Genomic DNA, 18,390 nt, shown 5'->3' on the forward strand with positions numbered 1-18,390 from the left:
GGGCCGGGAGCGTCAGCTGGCGTTGATCAGTGCGCCCCGAACCGCGGCCAGTAGCTGCCCAAGGCCGAAGCCGGCCAGCAACGCCCAGACCGCGCTCGCCATGGTGATGGTGCCCGCGGCCAGGTCAGGCTCGATCAGCCCCGTCAGCCCGGCCAGCAACAGGCCGACGAGGGCCACCACGACCCGGGTTGGCCGCTCCCCCACGGTCACCGCACCGATCTCTCGCATTCCGGCAGAGGTCGCCCGGGCACGCACGTACTCGTGCAGCCAGGAGAGCGCACCACCGGCGGCCACCAGCGCGCCGGGCGCGCCGAGCAGCCAGAACGCGACCAGCCAGGCCGCCTCACCGAGCCGGTCAGCCACCGAGTCGTAGACGTACCCGAGCCGGGTGGTGCGGTTGCTCGCCACCGCGACCGCGCCGTCGAGGCTGTCCGCCACCGAGGCGAGCAGGACCAGCAACGCGCCGAGGAAGGGCCCGTCCTGCGGGCGTATCGCAACCAGCGGCACGCCGAAGCAGAGCAGCACCCCGACGACGGTCACCGCGGTCGGGGTGACCCGCAGCCGGCCCAGCACGTAGCCCCCGTGGTACGCGAGGCGCAGCCAGGCCCGGACGGGCGGGGCCGCAGAGCGCGGATCGAACCCACCATGCAGGCGCGCCCAGGCCGAGGCGTACTGGTCCCAGTTCAACTGTCTGCCCACCACAGATCAACCGTCGCACCGATCGCGCGGTGTCGTGGCGCGTCTGGTCACGCGGGGTTGCTGACTCGCAGATTCCGCCAGATCTCCCGAGTCGCGGTGGACCGGTTGAAGGTGATGAAGTGGATGCCGGGAACACCTTCGTCCAGCAGCCGCTGGCACATCTCGCTGGCCTGCTCCACACCGAGCTGACGGACCGCCTCCGGGTCGTCCGCGACCCGCTCGAAGCGCGCGGCCAGGGCCGGCGGGAAGGGCGCGCCGGAAAGCTGCTCCGACCGCTCGATGGTGCTGATCTTCGTTACCGGCATCACACCCGGAATGATCGGCGTGTCACAGCCCGCCGCGACCACCCGGTCCCGCAGCCGAAGGTACTCGTCGGCGTCGAAGAACATCTGGGTGACCGCGAACTCGGCTCCGGCCCGGCACTTGCGGACGAAGTACGCCGTGTCGGAATCGATGTCGGGCGAACGGGGGTGCTTGTACGGGAAGGCGGCAACGCCAACGCTGAAGTCACCTGCGTCGCGGACCAGGCGGACCAGGTCCTCCGCGTAGTCCACGCCGTCCGGGTGCGGGATCCACTCGCCGGTGGGGTCGCCGGGCGGATCGCCGCGCACGGCGAGCACGTTGCGCACGCCCGCAGCGGCCAGCCGCCCGATCACGTGACGCAGCTCGGCCACCGAGTGGTTGACCGCTGTCAGGTGCGCCATCGGCAGCAGCGTGGTCTCGGTGGCGATCCGTTCGGTCACCGCCACGGTTGTGTCCCGGGTCGAGCCACCGGCGCCGTAGGTGATCGAGACGAACGACGGACGCAGCGACTCCAGTTCTCGAATGGCCTGCCAGAGCAACCGCTCGCCCTGCGCTGTCTTCGGCGGCATGAACTCGAAGGAGAAGGTCGGCCGGCGGTCGCGGATCAGCTCCCCGATCGCCGACTGCGGGTTGGGGAGAATCGATGGAAGACCAAGCGCCACGCCATGACTCTAGCGGCGCACGGCCGCTATCCCTAGACCTTCCTCCGCGGAAACGGTGACAAGGGGCACCGCACGGGCCAACCCCACGCAACACGGCACAGCCGACACCGCGCGGCAGAGCACGGCGCGTCGCCGGGCCGCCGGTGCGTCGCCGGCCGCCGCGACCGGCTAGCGTCAGGGCGTGACCTACGCTGCTCCTGTCTCCCCGGTGGATCGTGCCGGGCTTCGGCAACGCGTCGACAAGGCACTGGCCGACTTCCTGGTGACCCGACGCGCCTGGATGACCGACGTTGACGCCTCCCTCGCCCCGTTGGCCGACGCGGTCGAGGCATTCGTCCTCGGCGGCGGCAAGCGGCTACGGCCCGCCTTCGCCTACTGGGGCTACCGGGGCGCCGGTGGGATCGACACCGAACAGGTGGCGACCGCCCTGGCCGCGTTGGAGTTCGTGCAGGCCAGCGCGCTGATTCACGACGACCTGATCGATCGTTCGGACACCCGGCGGGGGGAGCCGGCGGTGCACCTGCGCTTCACCGCCCGGCACCGGTCGGCGGGCTGGGATGGAGACGCGGCCGGATTCGGTGACGCGGCGGCCATTCTCCTGGGCGACCTGTGCCTCGTCTGGTCGGACGAGCTGCTGCACTCCGCCGGGCTGGACCCGCACACCGTCGCCCGGGCACGGCCGATCTTCGACCAGATGCGGACCGAGGTCACCGTGGGCCAGTACCTCGACGTACTGACCCAGGCCACCGGGGACACGTCGGTCGAGCGGGCCGGGAAGGTCGCCCGCTACAAGTCGGCGAAGTACACCGTCGAACGCCCACTGCTACTCGGCGCCGCACTGGCCGATGCCACACCGGAGATCCACGCGGCGTACTCGGCGTACGGGCTGCCGCTGGGTGAGGCATTCCAGCTGCGCGACGATGTGCTCGGAATCTTTGGTGACCCCGCACAGACCGGCAAACCGGCCGGCGACGACCTCCGCGAGGGGAAGCGGACGTACCTGGTGGCGGCGGCGTTGGAGACGGTCGGCAACGCCGGTCGGGAGGTGCTGCTCGACGGTCTCGGTGACGCCGGCCTCGACGACGCGGGGGTGGCCCGGCTGCGGGAACTGATCGGGACCAGCGGCGCACTCGACCGCGCCGAGCAGCGGATCCGGGAGCTCACCGACACCGCACTCGCCGCGCTGTCCACCGTTGACCTCGACACCGAGGCGCACCAGGCCCTGGCCGACCTCGCCATCGCTGCCACCCGCCGCCCTGCCTGACCCCGCCTCATCCGGCCAGACCTCGACCGGACGGGGCGAAAGGACCGCCGAGGTCAGAAGCCGAGGGCTTGGGCGCGACGTTTTACCTCGCGGGCTTGATCGCCGGCCAGTGCCACGGCGGCGCTGCCGCCGGGCAGGGTGCCGTCGGGCTGATACAACCAGCGCAGAATCTCGTCATCGTCGTAACCGGCGTCAGTGAGGAGATTCAGCACCCCGGGTAGGTGCTTGAGCACCCCTCGGGTCGCCACCAGGTCCGCCGGCACCCGCCGGGCACCGTCTCGGCGAACCGCGATCAGCTCCCGGTCCCGGATCATCTGGTGGACCTTGCTGATCGTCAGGTCAAGGCGCTCGGCGACAGCAGGCAGGGTCAGCCACTCAGCCGGTTCGGCGGCAGGGCTCGCGGCGGTCTCGCCAGCGGGAACGGAGTCGGTCACCCAACCACCCTGCCACGCCGCCCCGGCATCGGGCGAGGGCCCCCACGACACCGGATCAGGGCCGTCGTGCGCCAACCGGAGCTGCGAAAACGGCCATCCGTTGGGTCGCCGGATTCAGAACGTCGCTGCCGGCCTGTAGCATCGGTGTCCAACCACCTACCCCTGGACACATAGACTTCCTGCCAATGGACACACAGGTCGCCGACACGTTGCTGGGCTCACTGATCGACGGGCGCTACCGCGTCCGCAGTCGGGTCGCCCGGGGTGGCGTGGCGACTGTGTACACCGCGACCGACGAACGCCTCGATCGAATCGTCGCTGTTAAGATCATCCATCCCGCATCGGGTCCGGAGGCCCAGGGGCAGACAGCGGGCTTCGTGGAACGTTTCGCCGACGAGGCGAAGACCATCGCTCGCCTGACTCACCCCAACGTCGTCGCGGTCTACGACCAGGGCATCCACGCCGACCGGCCATACCTGGTCATGGAGTACGTACGCGGTCGCACGCTGCGCGACGTGCTCACCGAACGGCACCGGCTCAACCCCGACGAGGCCCTCGCGATCACCGAACAGATGCTCGCCGCGATCGCCGCAGCACATCGGGCCGGGCTCGTCCACCGGGATGTCAAACCGGAGAACGTGCTGGTCGCCGAGGCACCGACCGGGGGTGCAGCCAACCTGGTCGACAGCGTGGTGAAGGTCGCTGATTTCGGATTGGCCCAGGCGGTGGAGGCGAGCGCCGACGACGCGCAGGCCAACCAGCTGATGGCCACGGCCGCCTATGTCGCACCGGAGTTGGTGACCGACGGGCACGCCGACCCACGCACCGATGTCTACTCGGCGGGCATCGTGCTGTTCGAGATGCTCACCGGCCGGGTGCCGTACGACGGCAATCGCCCGGTCGAGGTGGCCTGGCAGCATGTGCGACAGGACGTACCGCCGCCGTCAACCCTGGTACCGGGGCTGCCGAAGGCGCTCGACGACCTGGTCATCCGCGCTACCCGGCGCGATCCCGGCGCGCGCCCAGCCGACGCCAACGCGCTGCTCACCCGGGTACAGGTGGCTCGGGAGGGGTTAGGTAACCCGAACACCCACACCACGGTGCTGCGCCGGGTGACCGAGAAGCCCCCGGTGAGCGAGCCGACCATGGTGGTCGCGGCCGTGCAGCCGGCGCAGCGTCCCACCTGGGCCCGGCTACCCGAGGAGGCCCCACGGGGCGGCCGGCGACGGGCGGCCAACAACGAGAGTGCCTGGTCTCGATTGGCCCCGCTATCCGGTCGAATAGTGGGTGAACAGCGCGGCCGGCTCGCGGTGGCCGCTGTCGTCGTGATGCTCGGGCTGATCGCCGCGGTGGGTGGTTGGTGGGTCGGGGTCGGCCGATACACGCAGGCCCCAGAGTTGGTCAGCCTGGACAGGGCCGCCGCGGAAGCGCAGGCGAAGCGGGCCGGTCTGGTGCTCCACTACACCGAGCCGCGCCACGATGATCAGGTACCGAAGGACGCTGTCCTTTCCCAGGATCCGCTCTCCGCGTCCCGCATCGTCAGGGGTGGCACGATCACCCTCACCCTCTCGCTGGGCCCCGAGCGATTGGCGATACCGGATGTCGTCGGCAAAGAGTTCGAGTTGGCCACGACCGACCTGACCGACGCCGGCCTGAAGGTAACCAAGGGTTCCGCCAGCTACCACGACAGCCTGCCGGAGGGCATGGTGGTCGCCACCGACCCGAAGGCGGGCACCGAAGTCAAGCCCGGACACGAGGTCACGGTAACCCTGAGTAAGGGAAGGGCGCCCATCTCGGTGCCGAACCTGGTCGGCAAGCCCCTGAACGAGGCCCGTTCGATCCTGAACCAGCTCGGCCTGGTACTCGTTGAACCGCCGACCGTGAAGGAGTCCGACAGGCCCAAGAACGAGGTCATCGGGCAAAGTCCAGCCGATGGTGCTGGCGTGGAGAAGGGTGCGGAGGTCAGCCTGGACGTGAGCCAGGGCCCACCGCAGGTTGTCGTCCCCCGCGTGATCGGCATGCCATGCCAGCAGGCCAAGCAGATGTTGGAGGCGCAGTCCTTCCCGGTCGCGGTGCAGTTCAACCGAAACGGCACCGTCCGGTTCCAGAGCCCCGGCGAAAACTCCCAGGTGCCACCGGGTACCCAGATCACCCTCGGCTGCCTGTGATGGCGACGATGCGGCCGGTCGGCACACACACACCGACCGGGGGCGGGCTGGCGAAGGCCGCCCTGCCGTACCTGGATGCAACGGGTGCCGAGGTCGCCCAGGTCTACGTGTCCAATTCGCGGGGCTGGGCACTGCCGCCCGGCAACCCGACGCAGGACGCACTGTTTCGCGCCGGCTGCGCCGAGCGCGGCGTCCCGGTATTCATCCACGCGTCCCTGCTGGTCAACCTCGGCTCGCCCACGGCGGCGACGGTGGAACGGTCAGCGCTGACGCTGGCGCACGCGCTACGCCGAGGGACGGCGATCGGTGCCCAGGGGGTGGTGTTCCACGCCGGCAGCGCGGTGGACGCCGGATACGCCGACACGGCGATGCGCCAGGTCCGGGACGTGCTGCTTCCCCTGCTGGACACCACCGGTGACACGAACGGGCCCATGCTGCTGGTCGAACCGAGCGCCGGCGGCGGGCGCTCGCTCGCCGCCCGGGTAGAACAGCTCGGCCCCTACCTGGACGCGGTTGACCGGCATCCGTGGCTCGGTGTTTGCTTCGACACCTGCCACGCCTGGGCTGCCGGGCATGACCTGGCCGTCGAAGGTGGCATGACCGCCACGCTCGACACGCTGGTGAACACCGTGGGGGCAGACCGGCTGCGGCTGGTACACGCCAACGACTCGAAGGACCTCTGCGGCTCCACCCGGGACCGACACGAGAACATCGGCAAGGGCGCCATCGGAGAGCCCGCCTTCGCCGAGCTGATGTACCACCCGGCGACCGCCGGAGTACCGACGGTGGTCGAGACCCCCACCGAGAAGCACGTGGGCCACGCCGCCGACGTGGCCGTTCTCAAGCGACTGCGTACCTGACCAGCCCGCTGGTCAGGTACGCAAGGCACGGGTGAGGACGTCGACCACGCGGCCAATCGCCGCATCATCCACGCCTAGATGGGTGACCAGGCGGGCGGTACGCGGGCCGAGCACACTGACCAGCACGCCTTCCGCACGGGCAACGGCGGCGAAGGTGTGCGCGTCCATCGGTGTCTTGGTGAGGTCCAACGGGACCAGGTTGGTACGCACCTCTGCCGCCAACACCCCGAACGGCGCCACCGCCTCGGCCAGCCGGGCCGCCTTCGCGTGGTCCTCGGCGAGCCGCTGCACCTGGTTTGCCAGGGCGTACCGACCGGCAGCGGCGAGGATCCCGGCCTGCCGCATACCGCCGCCCATCCGCTTGCGAATGAACCGAGCTCGTTCGATCTTGTCGGCACTGCCGACCACCAACGAGCCGACCGGCGCGCCGAGCCCCTTGGAGAGGCAGACCGACAGGGTGTCGAAGAGCATGCCGTAGGTGGCCAGCGGGACATCGTCGGCGATGTGCGCGTGCCAGATTCGCGCACCGTCGCAGTGCATCGCGACCTGGGCATCATCGGCGACCCGGCGCAGTTCACGCAGAGCCGCCAGTGGGATCACCCCACCGCCGCCCCGATTGTGAGTCTGCTCCACGGCGACAGCCCGGGTGGGCACCGCCCAGTAACCGTCGGGCCGAATCATGCCGGCGACCACCCCGGGGTCGACAGCCGCGCCGACCGCCGACCAGGTCCGCGACGAAATGCCGCCGTACGCGGCAGCCGCGCCAATCTCGTACGTCACCACGTGCGCGTCCGCGTCGCAGAGCAGTTCACTGCCGGGCGGCACCAACAGCTGCAGGGCAATCTGGTTGGCCATCGTCCCGGTCGGGCAGAACAGCGCCGCCTCGTGGCCGAAGAGCGCTGCAACCTCGGTTTCGAGGGCGTTGACCGTCGGGTCCTCGCCGTACACGTCGTCGCCTACCTCGGCGACGGCCATCGCCTCCCGCATTCCCGCGGTCGGGCGGGTGACGGTGTCGGAACGTAGATCGATCACGGTGTCATCACTCCTCGCGTCAGCCACCACTTCCCCTTCCGGCCGCCGACTGCGGGGCTCGCAAGCTCACTCCTCGCGTCAGCCACGGAGCATCTCGGCTACCAGGAACGCCAATTCCAGCGACTGTTGGGTGTTCAGCCGCGGGTCGCAGGCAGTCTCGTACCGGTCGGGCAGATCGACGTCACCGATGCCCTGGGCACCGCCGAGGCACTCGGTGACATCTTCACCGGTCAGCTCGACGTGCAGCCCGCCGGGGTGGGTCTCCAGGCCGCGGTGCACCTCGAAGTAGCCCAGCACCTCGTCCACGATTCGGTCGAAGTGCCGGGTCTTGTAGCCGTTGGACGACTCGTGGGTGTTGCCATGCATCGGGTCGCACTGCCACACCACCTTGGCACCAGCGGCGGCGACCTTAGCGACGATCGCCGGCAGGACATCACGGACCCGGTGGTTACCCATCCGGCTGATCAGGATCAGCCGGCCCGGAATATTGTTCGGGTTGAGCTTCTCGCACAGCTCGATGACATCGTCTGGCTTCGTCGTCGGGCCGAGCTTCACTCCGATCGGGTTCGCGATACGGGAGATGAAGTCAATATGCGCCCCGTCCAGCTGCCGGGTACGCTCGCCCACCCAGAGCAGGTGTCCGGAGAGCCCGTACGCTCGGCTGTCGGAGACACGGGTCAACGCCCGGTCATACTCCAGGGCCAACGCCTCGTGGGAGCAGTAGAGGGTCACGGTCCGCAACGCCTCGTCCTCGGTCATCCCGCAGGCCTGGATGAAGGCCAGCGCCCGGTCAATCTCCCGAGCGATCGCTTCGTACCGCTCACCGGCCGGCGAGTTCCGCACGAAGCCCTTGTTCCAGTCGTGCACCGCGTGCAGGTCCGCCAGCCCTCCCGCCAGGTAGGCACGGAGCATGTTCATCGCGGCAGCGGAGTTCGCGTACGCCCGGATCATGCGTTGCGGGTCGGCGACCCGCGCCTCGGGCGTCGCGTCCAAAGAGTTGATCATGTCGCCCCGATAGGCCGGCAGGCCACGTGCGTCAGTCGGCAGTGACCGGGGCTTGGTGTACTGACCCGCCACCCGGGCGACCTTGACCACCGGCAGCGAGGCACCGTAGGTGAGCACGATCGCCATCTGCAGCAGAGTACGGGCGTTGGCGAGCAGGTGACTCTCGGTGTTGTCGGCGAAGGTCTCCGCACAGTCCCCGCCTTGGAGCAGGAACGCCTTGCCCTCACAGACCATTGCAAGCTGGTGCCGCAACTGGTCGACCTCGTAGGGGGCGACGACCGACGGGACGTTCTCCAGCACCTTGCAGACCTCGGCGACCTGGGCACCGTCCGGCCAGGGCGGGGTCTGGGCGCGCGGCAGGTCCCGCCACCGGTCGAGACCGAGGGCAGCATCCTCGGCGGAGTCGATGGTCGGCCGGCTGGTCTGCAACACCGGACTACCGACAGCGGGATGGCTCAGCTGATGCCACTCATGGCGCATGCCAGAAAGCCTACGGCGACGGGTCCGGCACCAAGCCCGTGAGGGGGTGGTTCCGACAGATGAGAGATCCGTCACCGGCATGGAGCCGAATCTGGCGCAGAACGCCGACCACCGGAGCAGCCGGATCAGGGGGCTGAGAGCGGTGCGGGCTCGCTCTGGGGCGAGGGCGGTGGCTGCGTTTCGGTCGGCTCGAGAGTCCCGGTCGAGGCGGGCGCCGTGCTGCCGGGTGTCTCACTTGCAATGCACCAGTCGGCACCGTCCCGGGTAACCGTAAACAGCAACGGACGGATCACCTCATCCGCATCGGTGGTCACCAACACCCTCGCGCTGACCTCCTCACCCCGCGGACCGGGCCCGACCTCGGTGATCTGCGCCTGCGACACCTCAAAGTGGTCAGCAAAGTCACCGCTCGGTCCGGTGGCGACAGCGTCGAACGCCGGCTGCATCACGGCGCAGAACTGGCTGCGTCCAGCAGCCACGTCCTTGGCCGCCACCGCGTCAAGGTACGCCTGCACCCGCTCCCGCGCCTTGGTCGCGCTCTCGACCGCGGGCGCCTCTTCGGCGGACTCCGCCGGCTCGTCCCCACCACAACCGAGGAGGGTGACCAGCAAACTCCCGCCGAGCACACCGAGCGCCAGCCTCCGGTACGTCATCCGCATGCCACCTCCGAACGCCATGGATTCCGACCGTCGACCGGCGAGTCTGTCACATCGGCCTGAGCGCCGACCCAACCGACACGGGCGGAGAAGGAGCGATCCGCAGCCCCTCCCCCGCCCGTGTCGGGCGTGTCAGCCCTGGCGCTAACCGAGACCACTCTCAATGGCGCTGATCAACTCCCCGTCGGTCGTATCGCCGGAGAGTTCCCAGAAGAACGCGCCACCGAGGCCCTCGTTCTTCGCGTAGGTCATCTTGCCGTTGATGGTGGACGGGGTATCGTAACTCCACCAGTTGTTGCCGCACTTGGCATACGCCGTGCCGCCGACCGTCCCGGTTACCGGACAGGTGTTCTTCAGGACCTTGTAGTCATCGAAGCCCGGCTCGTAGGTGCCGGGAGCGGCCCCGGTGGCGGTACCACCCGGCGCGGCCTGGGTGACTCCGGTCCAACCTCGGCCGTAGAAGCCGATGCCGAGCAGTAGCTTGTCGGCCGCCACACCCTTACTCTTCAGCTTCTGGATCGCTGCATCGGACCAGAAGCCCTGTTGCGGAATGCCGGCGTACGAGTAGAGCGGCGAGTGCGGGGCGGTCGGACCCTGCGGGCTGAAGGCGCCGAAGTAGTCGTAGGTCATTGCCATGATCCAGTCAAGGTTCGGTGCCGCGCCCGCGTAGTCGGCAGCGTCGATCCGGCCACCGTTGCTGGCGTCGCCGGTGATCGCGGCGGTGACCAGAGCCGATGGACCGAACCGGGAACGCAGCGCGTCCACCACGTTCTTGAACGCGGCCGGCCCACTGGAGTCGCAGGTGAGACCACAGGCGTTCGGGTACTCCCAGTCGATGTCGATGCCGTCGAAGACGTCCGCCCAACGCGAATCCTCAACCAGGTTGTAACAGCTTTCGGCGAAGGCGGCCGGGTTCTGCGCCGCCTGGGTGAACCCACCGGACCAGGTCCAGCCGCCGAACGACCAGATCACCTTGAGATGCGGGTACATCGCCTTGAGTTTGCGCAGCTGGTTGAAGCTGCCCCGCAACGGCTGGTCCCAGGTGTCGGCGACGCCATCCACGCTGTCTGCCGCGGTGTACGCCTTCTCGTAGTCGGCGTAGCTGTCGCCGATCCCGCAGCGCCCACCACTTGTGGTGCCAAACGCGTACATAATGTGGGTCAACTTTGCCGCCGAGCCACTGGTGTGGATGTTCTTCACGTGGTAGTTACGGGCGTAGACGCCCCACTGTGCGAAGTAGCCAACGACCTTGTGATCACCACTGGGCGGTGCGGTGGTCGGTGGCGTGGTCGTCGGGGGCGGCGTGGTCGGCGGCGCAGTCGTCGGAGGAGACGTGGTCGGGGGTGACGTGGTCGGCGGCGCGGACCCACCGGAGCAGGCAGCACCGTTGATGGTGCAGTTCAGTGGCGCCTGGTAGGGGCCGGTCCCGTTGTACCCCCAACTGAAGCTGGCACCCGGAGCGAGCGGCCCGGCCCAACTCTTCTTGACCGCGACGTAGTGGTTCCCGGTTCGGGTGACGTCGGCATCCCAGAAAACACCGATGCTGGTCCCGGCAGGAAGATCGAACTCGATCCGCCAGGTACTCACTGACTCATTCGAGCCATTGGTGACCGTCACCTTCGCCCCGTGGCCAGCCCCCCAGTCCTGCACCTTGTCGAATGTGGCGGTGACACTGCCGGCCCCGTACGCCGAGGCCATCGGCACAGTAGCGACAGCCAGCACGGCTACGACACCGGCCCAGAGAGCCCGGCGAAGTGATCTCTTCATGTAACACTCCTCAACAGTTAGGAAACCTTTCAGTTGATTGTGAAACGTTACTCACAGGCCACAAAGTCGTCAAGAAGTTCACACACCGCAACGGAACACGTGGATAGCATCGGCGGACCGGCTGCACATCTGTTGATCACAAATCGCGCACAGAACACAGGCCACATAAACCATGAATCCGATATATGACCAAAGCCCGCTTTAACCCATTAACACCCACCCACGAAGCAGGCCCTCCTGAAGCGCAGGCCTCTGTGGCATATGCCGCATACCGCCCGGCACCGCCCGGCCTGGGCACCCGCCGCCGAACCGTTTCCGGCTGCGGCCGCCGGAAGGGTGCCACCTTCCGCACCCACAGCAAGCTCTTTCGCCAGCACGTCGAAGCGGTTTGGTTCGCAGTGGAGTGACTGGTAAAGTCCAGTTAACTGGATGGTTATTCACGATGGTCACGATGGTCACGATGACACTCCGGAAGGCCAAAACACAGTTACCTGAGCTCATGCGCGACAGCACGACCAGTGGAATACTCTCGGGCTAGCCCACCGATCCGGCGACACGGGCCGACAAGGACGCCGCATGCTGCATCACCCGGCCAAACCGCCCCAGCCTCGACGGCCCACGATGGTGGATGTCGCGCGGCGTGCCGGTGTGAGTCTCAAGACCGTATCCCGGGTGGTCAACAACGAACCAGCCGTCGGCCCTGAACTTGCCGGGCGAGTAATGACTGCCATCTCCGAGTTGGGCTTCCGGCGCAACGGCATCGCCCGAAATCTCCGATCCCGGCAGGTCAGTGCGACTATCGGCCTACTCATCGAAGAAATCGCCAACCCGTTCTACGCGACGATCGCGGGTGTCGCAGCGGAGATCGCCGCGGCGCACCAGACACTGCTGATCACCGCCTCCTCGGAGGAGGATCCGGACCGCGAACGCACGCTGTTGCTGGAGATGGTCCAGCGCCGGGTGGACGGCCTGCTCGTGGTTCCCGCCGGAACGGATCACTCCTTTCTTCGGCGGGAGGTGGAAATGGGTCTTCCGGCGGTGTTTCTCGACCGACCGCCCGGGCAACTCCTCGCCGATGTGGTCCTTCTGGACAACCAGGGCGGAAGTCGCACCGGAATCCGCTCACTACTGGACGCGGGGCACCGACGGATCGGCATTTTGTTGGGTTCCTTGAACGTATACACAATGCGTGAGCGACTGACCGGTATACAGGCCGAGCTATCGGGTTCCGGAATCCCGTACGACGAGGCGTTGGTGCGAAATGGGATAGAGGGCCCCGAGCAGGCCAGCCGGGCGGTCGCGGACATGTTCGGTCTCGCTGACCGGCCCACCGCATTCTTCTGCGCCAACAACCGGCTCACCCTCGGCGCGCTCCAGGAGCTTCATCGCCAGGACAGCGACGCGGCGTTGGTCGGTTTCGACGACTTTGAACTGTCCCATCTGATGCCCCGACCGTTGACCGTTATCGCCTACGACCAACGCGAACTGGCCCGGATCGCGACAGAGCAACTGTTCAGACGCATCGGCGGGGACCGGTCGTGGCCGTCGACCTCGGTCCTGCCGACACAGCTGGTTCACCGGGGCCTGAGCTGACGCCGACGGGCCGCCCGGTGACCCCGCCGACCACCCCCCGATAGTCCGGCCGGCGTTCCCGCCGGCCGGACCCAGATCGTTACCCTGGCCCCGGGGAGAGCGCCGCGACAACATCGGCGAGCACGGGTGGATCGGCCCCCCGCCGGCCGCAGGTGAGCGAAGCGATGGTGCTGGCCTGGTGAAGCCCCTGGCGCCACTGATTCGGGGTAACGGCCGCGAGGCGGGCGCCGGGCTGGTCACCGAGCGCGCCGAAGCCCGCGAGCGCGGCGAGTAGCCCCCCGGTGAACGCATCGCCGGCACCCACGGTATCGACCACCTCGCCCCGCCTGGCGGACTGCCGGTACATCTCCCCGTCGGGTGCAAGCAGACAACTGCCGGCAGCGCCACGCGTCACCACCGCACAGGCCACCCCGACTGCCCGCCACTCGGCCATGACCTGTTCGACGGTACGGTCCGGGTAGAGCCAGTCAAGGTCCTCCTCGCTCGCCTTGACAATGTGCGCAGAGCGCACCTGTCGCTCGACCCGGCGCTGCTCCCCAACACGGTCGGGGACGATGGAGGGGCGCAGATTGAGGTCGATCGACAGGGTGAGCTCCCCGCGGTCTCGCTCCCGGACGAAAAGGTCCTCCACGACCGCCGCGCCCGGTGCCAGGGCGAGTGCCAGTGAGCCGGAGTGCAGGGCGGTGAGCCCGGTGCCCGAGAGGTTCGGTAGCTCGGCCGTGGTCCACTGCCAGTCAGCGGTCCCATCCAGGTAGCACTGGTAGGTGGCCTGGCCGGAGTCGTCGAGCGTGGCGACCACCAGCGAGGTTGCCTCGACCGCGGAAACCGCCCAGGTCAGATCGACTCCATTGGCGTGCAGGTGGCCACGGATTCGCTGGCCGAAGCCGTCATTGCCGAGCCGGGCGAGCAGCCGGACGGGGTGCTGGAGCCGGGCCAGGGTGAGCGCGACGTTGGCGGGAGAACCGCCGGGTACGGCGCGGTAGCCACCGGCGGTGTCCTCGGCGACCAGGTCGACCAGCGCCTCGCCAACAACCGCGATCACCGGCTCACCTCCACCTGATCCGTCCCCACGGGAGCGTACAGACCGGCAAGGCTCGGCTTGATCGGTGACTGGGACAGCAGCACGGCCTGGTATGCGTGGTAAACGTCGGGGCGGCCGTGCCAGACCCGGTTCGCCGGCTGATTCCTCTCGTCCAGCTCGTGGTGCCACTGTCCAGTCTTCCCATCGATGAGGTGACAGACAGCGTAGTCCCAGAAGACCTGGTGCCAGTGCTCGTAGGAGCGGTCGCCGGTGCGCCGCCACAGCGTTGCTGCCGCCCCGATCGCCTCAGCCAGTACCCAGTGCATCCGGGATCGCACCACCGGCTGGTCCGACCAGTCGAGGGTGTAGACAAAACCATCCGCCCCGTCAACCGACCAACCACGGGTGACCGCCGCGGTGAACAGCGCACGTGCGTCATCGAGGAGCCAACGGGGTGGCGCTACGAGCGCCGTCTCGAGGTGCAGCAGCAGCCGCGCCCACTCCAACCAGTGGCCGACCGTCGACCCGTACGGCCGGAAGGGGTCCGCGGGCTGGTCGAGGTTGTAGTCCAGCTGCGCTTCCCAGTCGGCGGTGAAGTGCTCGGGCAGCCGCCAGTCCTGTCGGGCGGCCACATCGTGCACCAGGTGCTCGCAGATCGCCAGCGCGCGTTGCCCCCAGCGACGGTCCCCGGTGACCTCACCGACAGCCAGGAACGCCTCGACCATGTGCATGCTGCTGTTCGCACCACGGTAAGGCTCCAGTTCGGACCAGTCCCGGCTCCAGGACTCCCGGGTCCGACCGGCGTTCTCGTCCCAGAACCGGTCGCCCACCACCTCGATCGCCTCGTTGAGGAGCTGGTCGGCTCCGGGCCGACCGGCGCGTGTCGCGCTGCTCGCGGCCAGTAGGACAAAGGCGTGTTCGTACGCGGACTTCCGGTCGGTGACTGGCTTCCCACCCAGCTCCACGGCGCTGAACCAGCCACCGTACTGCGCGTCCCGCAGGGTGCCGCGCAGCGTGGCGACACCATGGTCAACCGCGTCGGCGGTGTCGGGGACCTGTTGCAGGTGGGCGAGGGCGAAGACGTGGGTCATCCGACAGGCGATCCAGGTGTGCAGTGGCTCGCGCGGGTCGGGTTCGCCACGTTCACCCAACCACCAGAACCCTCCCTCGGGCCGGACCGAGGTGCGGGCGGCGCGCAGCAGCGCGCCGCGCTGGTTGGCGAGGAGACGCTGATGGGCGGTGTCCGGGGTCTGGCCGGGTGGCGTCGACTGCCGGCTGGAGAGACTTTCGGTCATGTCAGCTCTTCACCGATCCCGCCATGAGTCCACCAATGAACCAGCGACCCAGGAATACGTAGACAACGAGGGTGGGCAGCGAGGTGATCAACGCCCCGGCCATTGAGGCCGCATAATCGGGGGACTGAGCTCCCGCGAGTGCGTTGAGTGCAATCGTGATCGGCCCATTACGGGTGTTGGACAGGAAGATCGCAAACAGGTAGTCGTTCCACGCAGAGGTGAACTGCCAGATCACGGCAACCACGAAGCCCGGAATCGACACCGGCAGGATGATCGACCGGAAGGTCCGGAGGAGGCCTGCACCATCGACCCACGCGGCTTCGACCATCTCCACCGGCACCGTCGTGGCGTAGTAGTTGCGGAAGATGAGCGTGCAGATCGGGATGCCGTAGACGCAGTGGACGAAGATCAGCGTAGGAATACCCGGCGCAATACCGAGGGTGCTGACCACATCCCGCAACGGAATCATCACCGCCTGGTAGGGGATGAACATCCCGAACAGAATCAGGGTGAACACGATGTCCGCACCGGGAAACCGCCACCGAGACAGGACGAAGCCATTCGCCGCACCGAGCAGCGAGGAAATCAACGCGACCGGAATAGCGAGCTGGAAAGTCCGGACGAAAGACGGCCCCAGGGCCGCCCACGCCTTGGCCCACGATTCGGTGCTCCACTGCTCGGGCAGATTCCACTGCCCGTTCACACCAATGTCGGAGCCGGATTTGAAGCTGGTCACGACGAGAACGTACGCCGGCATCAGGATGATGAGCAGGAACAGCAGCAGCAGCCCGTACCGAAGGGTACGCCCGACTACGCCGGCGGCGGGACCGCGACGCTTTCGGGGCGGCGCCGCGACGGCCGGTGGGGACGTCCGCCGAGTGGTCGTGGTGGTCACGAACGTCGCTCCGTTCTCATCGTCTGCACCAGGTAGGGCACGATGACCATCGCGACCAACAGCAACAAGATCACCGAGATCGCCGATGCCTTGGCGTAGTCACTGGTCAACAGGGTCTGCCAGACATAGACAGCCGGCACCTCGGTCAGCCACTGGGCGCCGGAGACAGACATGATCAGGTCGAACATCTTCATGGACATGTGTCCAACGATGATTAACGCGGAGAGCGCCACCGGAGTCAGCTGCGGAAAGAGGACCCGCCGGTAGAGCTGGAAGGTGCTGGCCCCGTCGACCGCGGCCGCCTCGCGAAGCTCCGCCGGAATGCCGCGGAACCCAGCCAGGAACAGCGCCATGACATAGCCGGAGAGCTGCCAGATCGCCGGGACCGCCATGGCGACCATGCCCCATTCCGGGTCGGTCCACCAAGGATTTTGCAGGAAGGTGAGATTCAGCTGCCCGAAAATCTCGTTCAGGCCACCGGCGTCGTCACCCTGCCCGGAGTTCATCAGCCATCGCCAGACCACACCGGAGGCGACGAACGAGAGGGCCATGGGGAACAGGTAGACGGTCCGGAACAATCCCTCTGCCCGAACCCCGCGCTCCAGAAGGAACGCCCAGAGCAGGCCCAGCAGCATCGTGCCGAGCAGGAATACGACAGTAAAGATCAGCAGATTCCGCAGCGAGTGCAGGAATCGGCCATTGATGTCGTTGGTGAAAAGATCGACATAGTTACTCAGGCCGACGAATCCGTCCGACTCGGCGGCGGTGTGCCGATCCGACATCGAGACCTTTATCGTCCAACCGATGAGGCCGTAGACGAACACTCCAAGCAGGAGCAACGAAGGGGAGATCAGCAGAAGGCCGGGTCCCCATCGCCGGACGCGAGTAAGCATGGCAGATTCCTGGTGGGTTCGGACGGACAAGTGTCAACCGGGACCGGCAACCGCACGACCGGGCAAGAGCGCCAGCCGTGCGGTTACCGAACCTGCGAGCCGTTCTAGTTCTTGCCGAGCGCGGCGGCGGCGGACATTGCCTTTTGCAGTCCCGCCAGGTCCTGGTCGCTGGAGAACTTGCCGATCGCGGAGTTCGCGGCCTCGATGGCACCCTGCGAGCAGGCGGCACCGTGGGCGCAGGACGGGACCTGCGTGCCGGTCTTCCACGCCTGGATGGCCGACTGCTGGTAGGCGGGGTAGTCGGCCTCGACGGCGTCGGTACGGGCGGGGATGGAGCCCTTCTTGAGGTTGAACGCCTGCTGTCCCTCGGCGCTGCCGACCGTCTTCAGCCAGCACTTGGTGCCCTCGGGGTTATCGGCTCCCTGCGGCAACACGAAGGAGTCGGCGAGCCACTGGAAGGTGTCCCCGTTACCCGGGAACGTGATGTAACCGAAGTCGGTGAAGCCCTTGGCTTCGAAGTCGCTCGGCGCCCAGTCCCCCATCAGGAAGAAGCCGGCCTTGCCGTCCATGAGGAGCTTGCCAGCGTCGGTCCAGTCGTAGGTGTCCCGGTCCGTGTTGGTGTAGCTGAGCAGCCGCTTGTAGTTCTCCAGGCCCTGGGTGACCTCGGGGCTGTTCCAGTCGGTCGCACCGGTCCAGAGGCCGGTGAAGCCCTCCGGGCCGAGGTCACTGATCAGCACCGCCTCCAGCAGCATCAGCTGGGACCAGTCCTTGCCGATCGCGAGCGGCGCACTGATGCCCGCGGCCTTCAGTGTGTCGAGCGCGGCGAGGAGGTCGGCCAGCGTCGTCGGCTCGGCCGTGATCCCCGCATCGGCCAGGACCGACGTGTTCGTCCAGAGCACGTTCGACCGGTGGACGTTCGCCGGCACCGAGTAGACCTTGCCGTCCACGCTGAGGTTGTCGATCAGTCCCGGCGGTAGCGCCTCGGTCAGGCCCCACTCGTCGTACAGGGCGCTGAGATCCTCGATCTGGCCGGCTGCGATGTATTCCGACAGCGCGGCGCCGGCGTGGGCCTGGAAGGTGTCCGGCGCGTCGCCCTGTTGGAGTCGGGAGGCCAGTACCTGCTTGGCGTTCGAACCGGCGCCGCCGGCCACCGCCCCGTTCACGAACGAGTAGTCACATTGCTCGTCGAAGGCAGCGACCAGACCGTCGAGGCCCGCCTTCTCGCCCCCGTCGGCCCACCAGGTGAAGACCTCCACCTCCTGGTCGGCCCCGCTGTCGGCACCACCGCAAGCGGCGGGCGACAGCAACGCGAGCGCCCCAACCGCGGCGACGGCCGCCCTACGCATCCTGCTCATGGTTCCTC

The 18,390-nt window shown here is 67.8% G+C and carries 16 protein-coding genes; 4 read left to right on the forward strand and 12 right to left on the reverse strand.

Annotated elements, in window-relative coordinates:
• Window positions 1-12 precede the first annotated feature (12 nt).
• Both STROP_RS16275 and metF read right to left on the reverse strand, forming a co-directional pair.
• Window positions 13-702, reverse strand: coding sequence for a CDP-alcohol phosphatidyltransferase family protein (locus STROP_RS16275; RefSeq protein WP_012014460.1), 690 nt, complete (start codon window positions 700-702; stop codon window positions 13-15).
• 44 nt (window positions 703-746) lie between these two features.
• Window positions 747-1,664, reverse strand: a complete 918-nt coding sequence (gene metF / locus STROP_RS16280; protein WP_012014461.1) for a methylenetetrahydrofolate reductase [NAD(P)H] — start codon at window positions 1,662-1,664, stop codon at window positions 747-749.
• Window positions 1,665-1,845: 181 nt separating this feature from the next.
• Here metF and STROP_RS16285 point away from each other — a divergent pair, with 181 nt between their 5' ends.
• Window positions 1,846-2,928 (forward strand): polyprenyl synthetase family protein, encoded by a 1,083-nt coding sequence (locus STROP_RS16285; RefSeq protein WP_012014462.1) that lies wholly within the window; start codon window positions 1,846-1,848, stop codon window positions 2,926-2,928.
• Between the two features lie 53 nt (window positions 2,929-2,981).
• Here the strand turns inward: STROP_RS16285 and STROP_RS16290 are convergent, their stop codons facing one another.
• Window positions 2,982-3,362, reverse strand: a complete 381-nt coding sequence (locus tag STROP_RS16290; RefSeq protein ID WP_012014463.1) for an Rv2175c family DNA-binding protein — start codon at window positions 3,360-3,362, stop codon at window positions 2,982-2,984.
• 185 nt (window positions 3,363-3,547) lie between these two features.
• Between STROP_RS16290 and pknB the strand changes: the two genes are divergently transcribed.
• On the forward strand, window positions 3,548-5,530 hold the full coding sequence (gene pknB, locus STROP_RS16295; protein ID WP_012014464.1) for a Stk1 family PASTA domain-containing Ser/Thr kinase: 1,983 nt from the start codon (window positions 3,548-3,550) through the stop codon (window positions 5,528-5,530).
• A complete protein-coding gene (locus tag STROP_RS16300) occupies window positions 5,527-6,390 on the forward strand; it encodes a deoxyribonuclease IV (protein WP_026275100.1) in 864 nt (287 codons plus the stop codon). The genes pknB and STROP_RS16300 overlap by 4 nt, the downstream gene beginning before the upstream one ends.
• A gap of 12 nt (window positions 6,391-6,402) precedes the next feature.
• Here the strand turns inward: STROP_RS16300 and STROP_RS16305 are convergent, their stop codons facing one another.
• From STROP_RS16305 to STROP_RS16320, 4 genes are all read right to left on the reverse strand, one after another.
• Window positions 6,403-7,422, reverse strand: a complete 1,020-nt coding sequence (locus STROP_RS16305) for a threonine aldolase family protein (RefSeq protein ID WP_026275101.1) — start codon at window positions 7,420-7,422, stop codon at window positions 6,403-6,405.
• 78 nt (window positions 7,423-7,500) lie between these two features.
• On the reverse strand, window positions 7,501-8,907 hold the full coding sequence (locus STROP_RS16310) for a class II 3-deoxy-7-phosphoheptulonate synthase (RefSeq protein ID WP_026275102.1): 1,407 nt from the start codon (window positions 8,905-8,907) through the stop codon (window positions 7,501-7,503).
• A gap of 125 nt (window positions 8,908-9,032) precedes the next feature.
• Window positions 9,033-9,566, reverse strand: a complete 534-nt coding sequence (locus tag STROP_RS16315; RefSeq protein WP_018830565.1) for a hypothetical protein — start codon at window positions 9,564-9,566, stop codon at window positions 9,033-9,035.
• A 141-nt stretch (window positions 9,567-9,707) separates the two neighbouring features.
• The gene (locus tag STROP_RS16320) at window positions 9,708-11,330 is read right to left on the reverse strand and encodes a glycosyl hydrolase family 18 protein (protein ID WP_012014469.1); all 1,623 of its coding nucleotides are present in this window, start codon (window positions 11,328-11,330) and stop codon (window positions 9,708-9,710) included.
• A gap of 576 nt (window positions 11,331-11,906) precedes the next feature.
• Between STROP_RS16320 and STROP_RS16325 the strand changes: the two genes are divergently transcribed.
• Window positions 11,907-12,923: a LacI family DNA-binding transcriptional regulator gene (locus tag STROP_RS16325; RefSeq protein WP_012014470.1), complete on the forward strand. Its 1,017-nt coding sequence runs from the start codon at window positions 11,907-11,909 to the stop codon at window positions 12,921-12,923.
• 79 nt (window positions 12,924-13,002) lie between these two features.
• On the opposite strand, the gene STROP_RS16330 is transcribed toward STROP_RS16325, so the two are convergent.
• The 5 genes from STROP_RS16330 to STROP_RS16350 all read right to left on the reverse strand — a co-directional run bounded on the left by STROP_RS16330 (window position 13,003) and on the right by STROP_RS16350 (window position 18,373).
• Window positions 13,003-13,965, reverse strand: a complete 963-nt coding sequence (locus STROP_RS16330; protein ID WP_012014471.1) for a carbohydrate kinase family protein — start codon at window positions 13,963-13,965, stop codon at window positions 13,003-13,005.
• Complete coding sequence (locus tag STROP_RS16335; protein WP_012014472.1) at window positions 13,962-15,239, reverse strand: AGE family epimerase/isomerase; 1,278 nt, start codon at window positions 15,237-15,239, stop codon at window positions 13,962-13,964. The genes STROP_RS16330 and STROP_RS16335 overlap by 4 nt, the downstream gene beginning before the upstream one ends.
• Window position 15,240: 1 nt before the next feature.
• Entirely contained in the window at window positions 15,241-16,134 is an 894-nt protein-coding gene (locus STROP_RS16340) for a carbohydrate ABC transporter permease (RefSeq protein ID WP_012014473.1), read from the reverse strand.
• Window positions 16,131-17,027, reverse strand: coding sequence for a carbohydrate ABC transporter permease (locus tag STROP_RS16345; RefSeq protein WP_012014474.1), 897 nt, complete (start codon window positions 17,025-17,027; stop codon window positions 16,131-16,133). The genes STROP_RS16340 and STROP_RS16345 overlap by 4 nt, the downstream gene beginning before the upstream one ends.
• Window positions 17,028-17,131: 104 nt before the next feature.
• The gene (locus STROP_RS16350; RefSeq protein WP_028564234.1) at window positions 17,132-18,373 is read right to left on the reverse strand and encodes an ABC transporter substrate-binding protein; all 1,242 of its coding nucleotides are present in this window, start codon (window positions 18,371-18,373) and stop codon (window positions 17,132-17,134) included.
• Between the last annotated feature and the right edge of the window lie 17 nt (window positions 18,374-18,390).

Source organism: Salinispora tropica CNB-440 (assembly GCF_000016425.1).
Classification (GTDB): domain Bacteria; phylum Actinomycetota; class Actinomycetes; order Mycobacteriales; family Micromonosporaceae; genus Micromonospora; species Micromonospora tropica.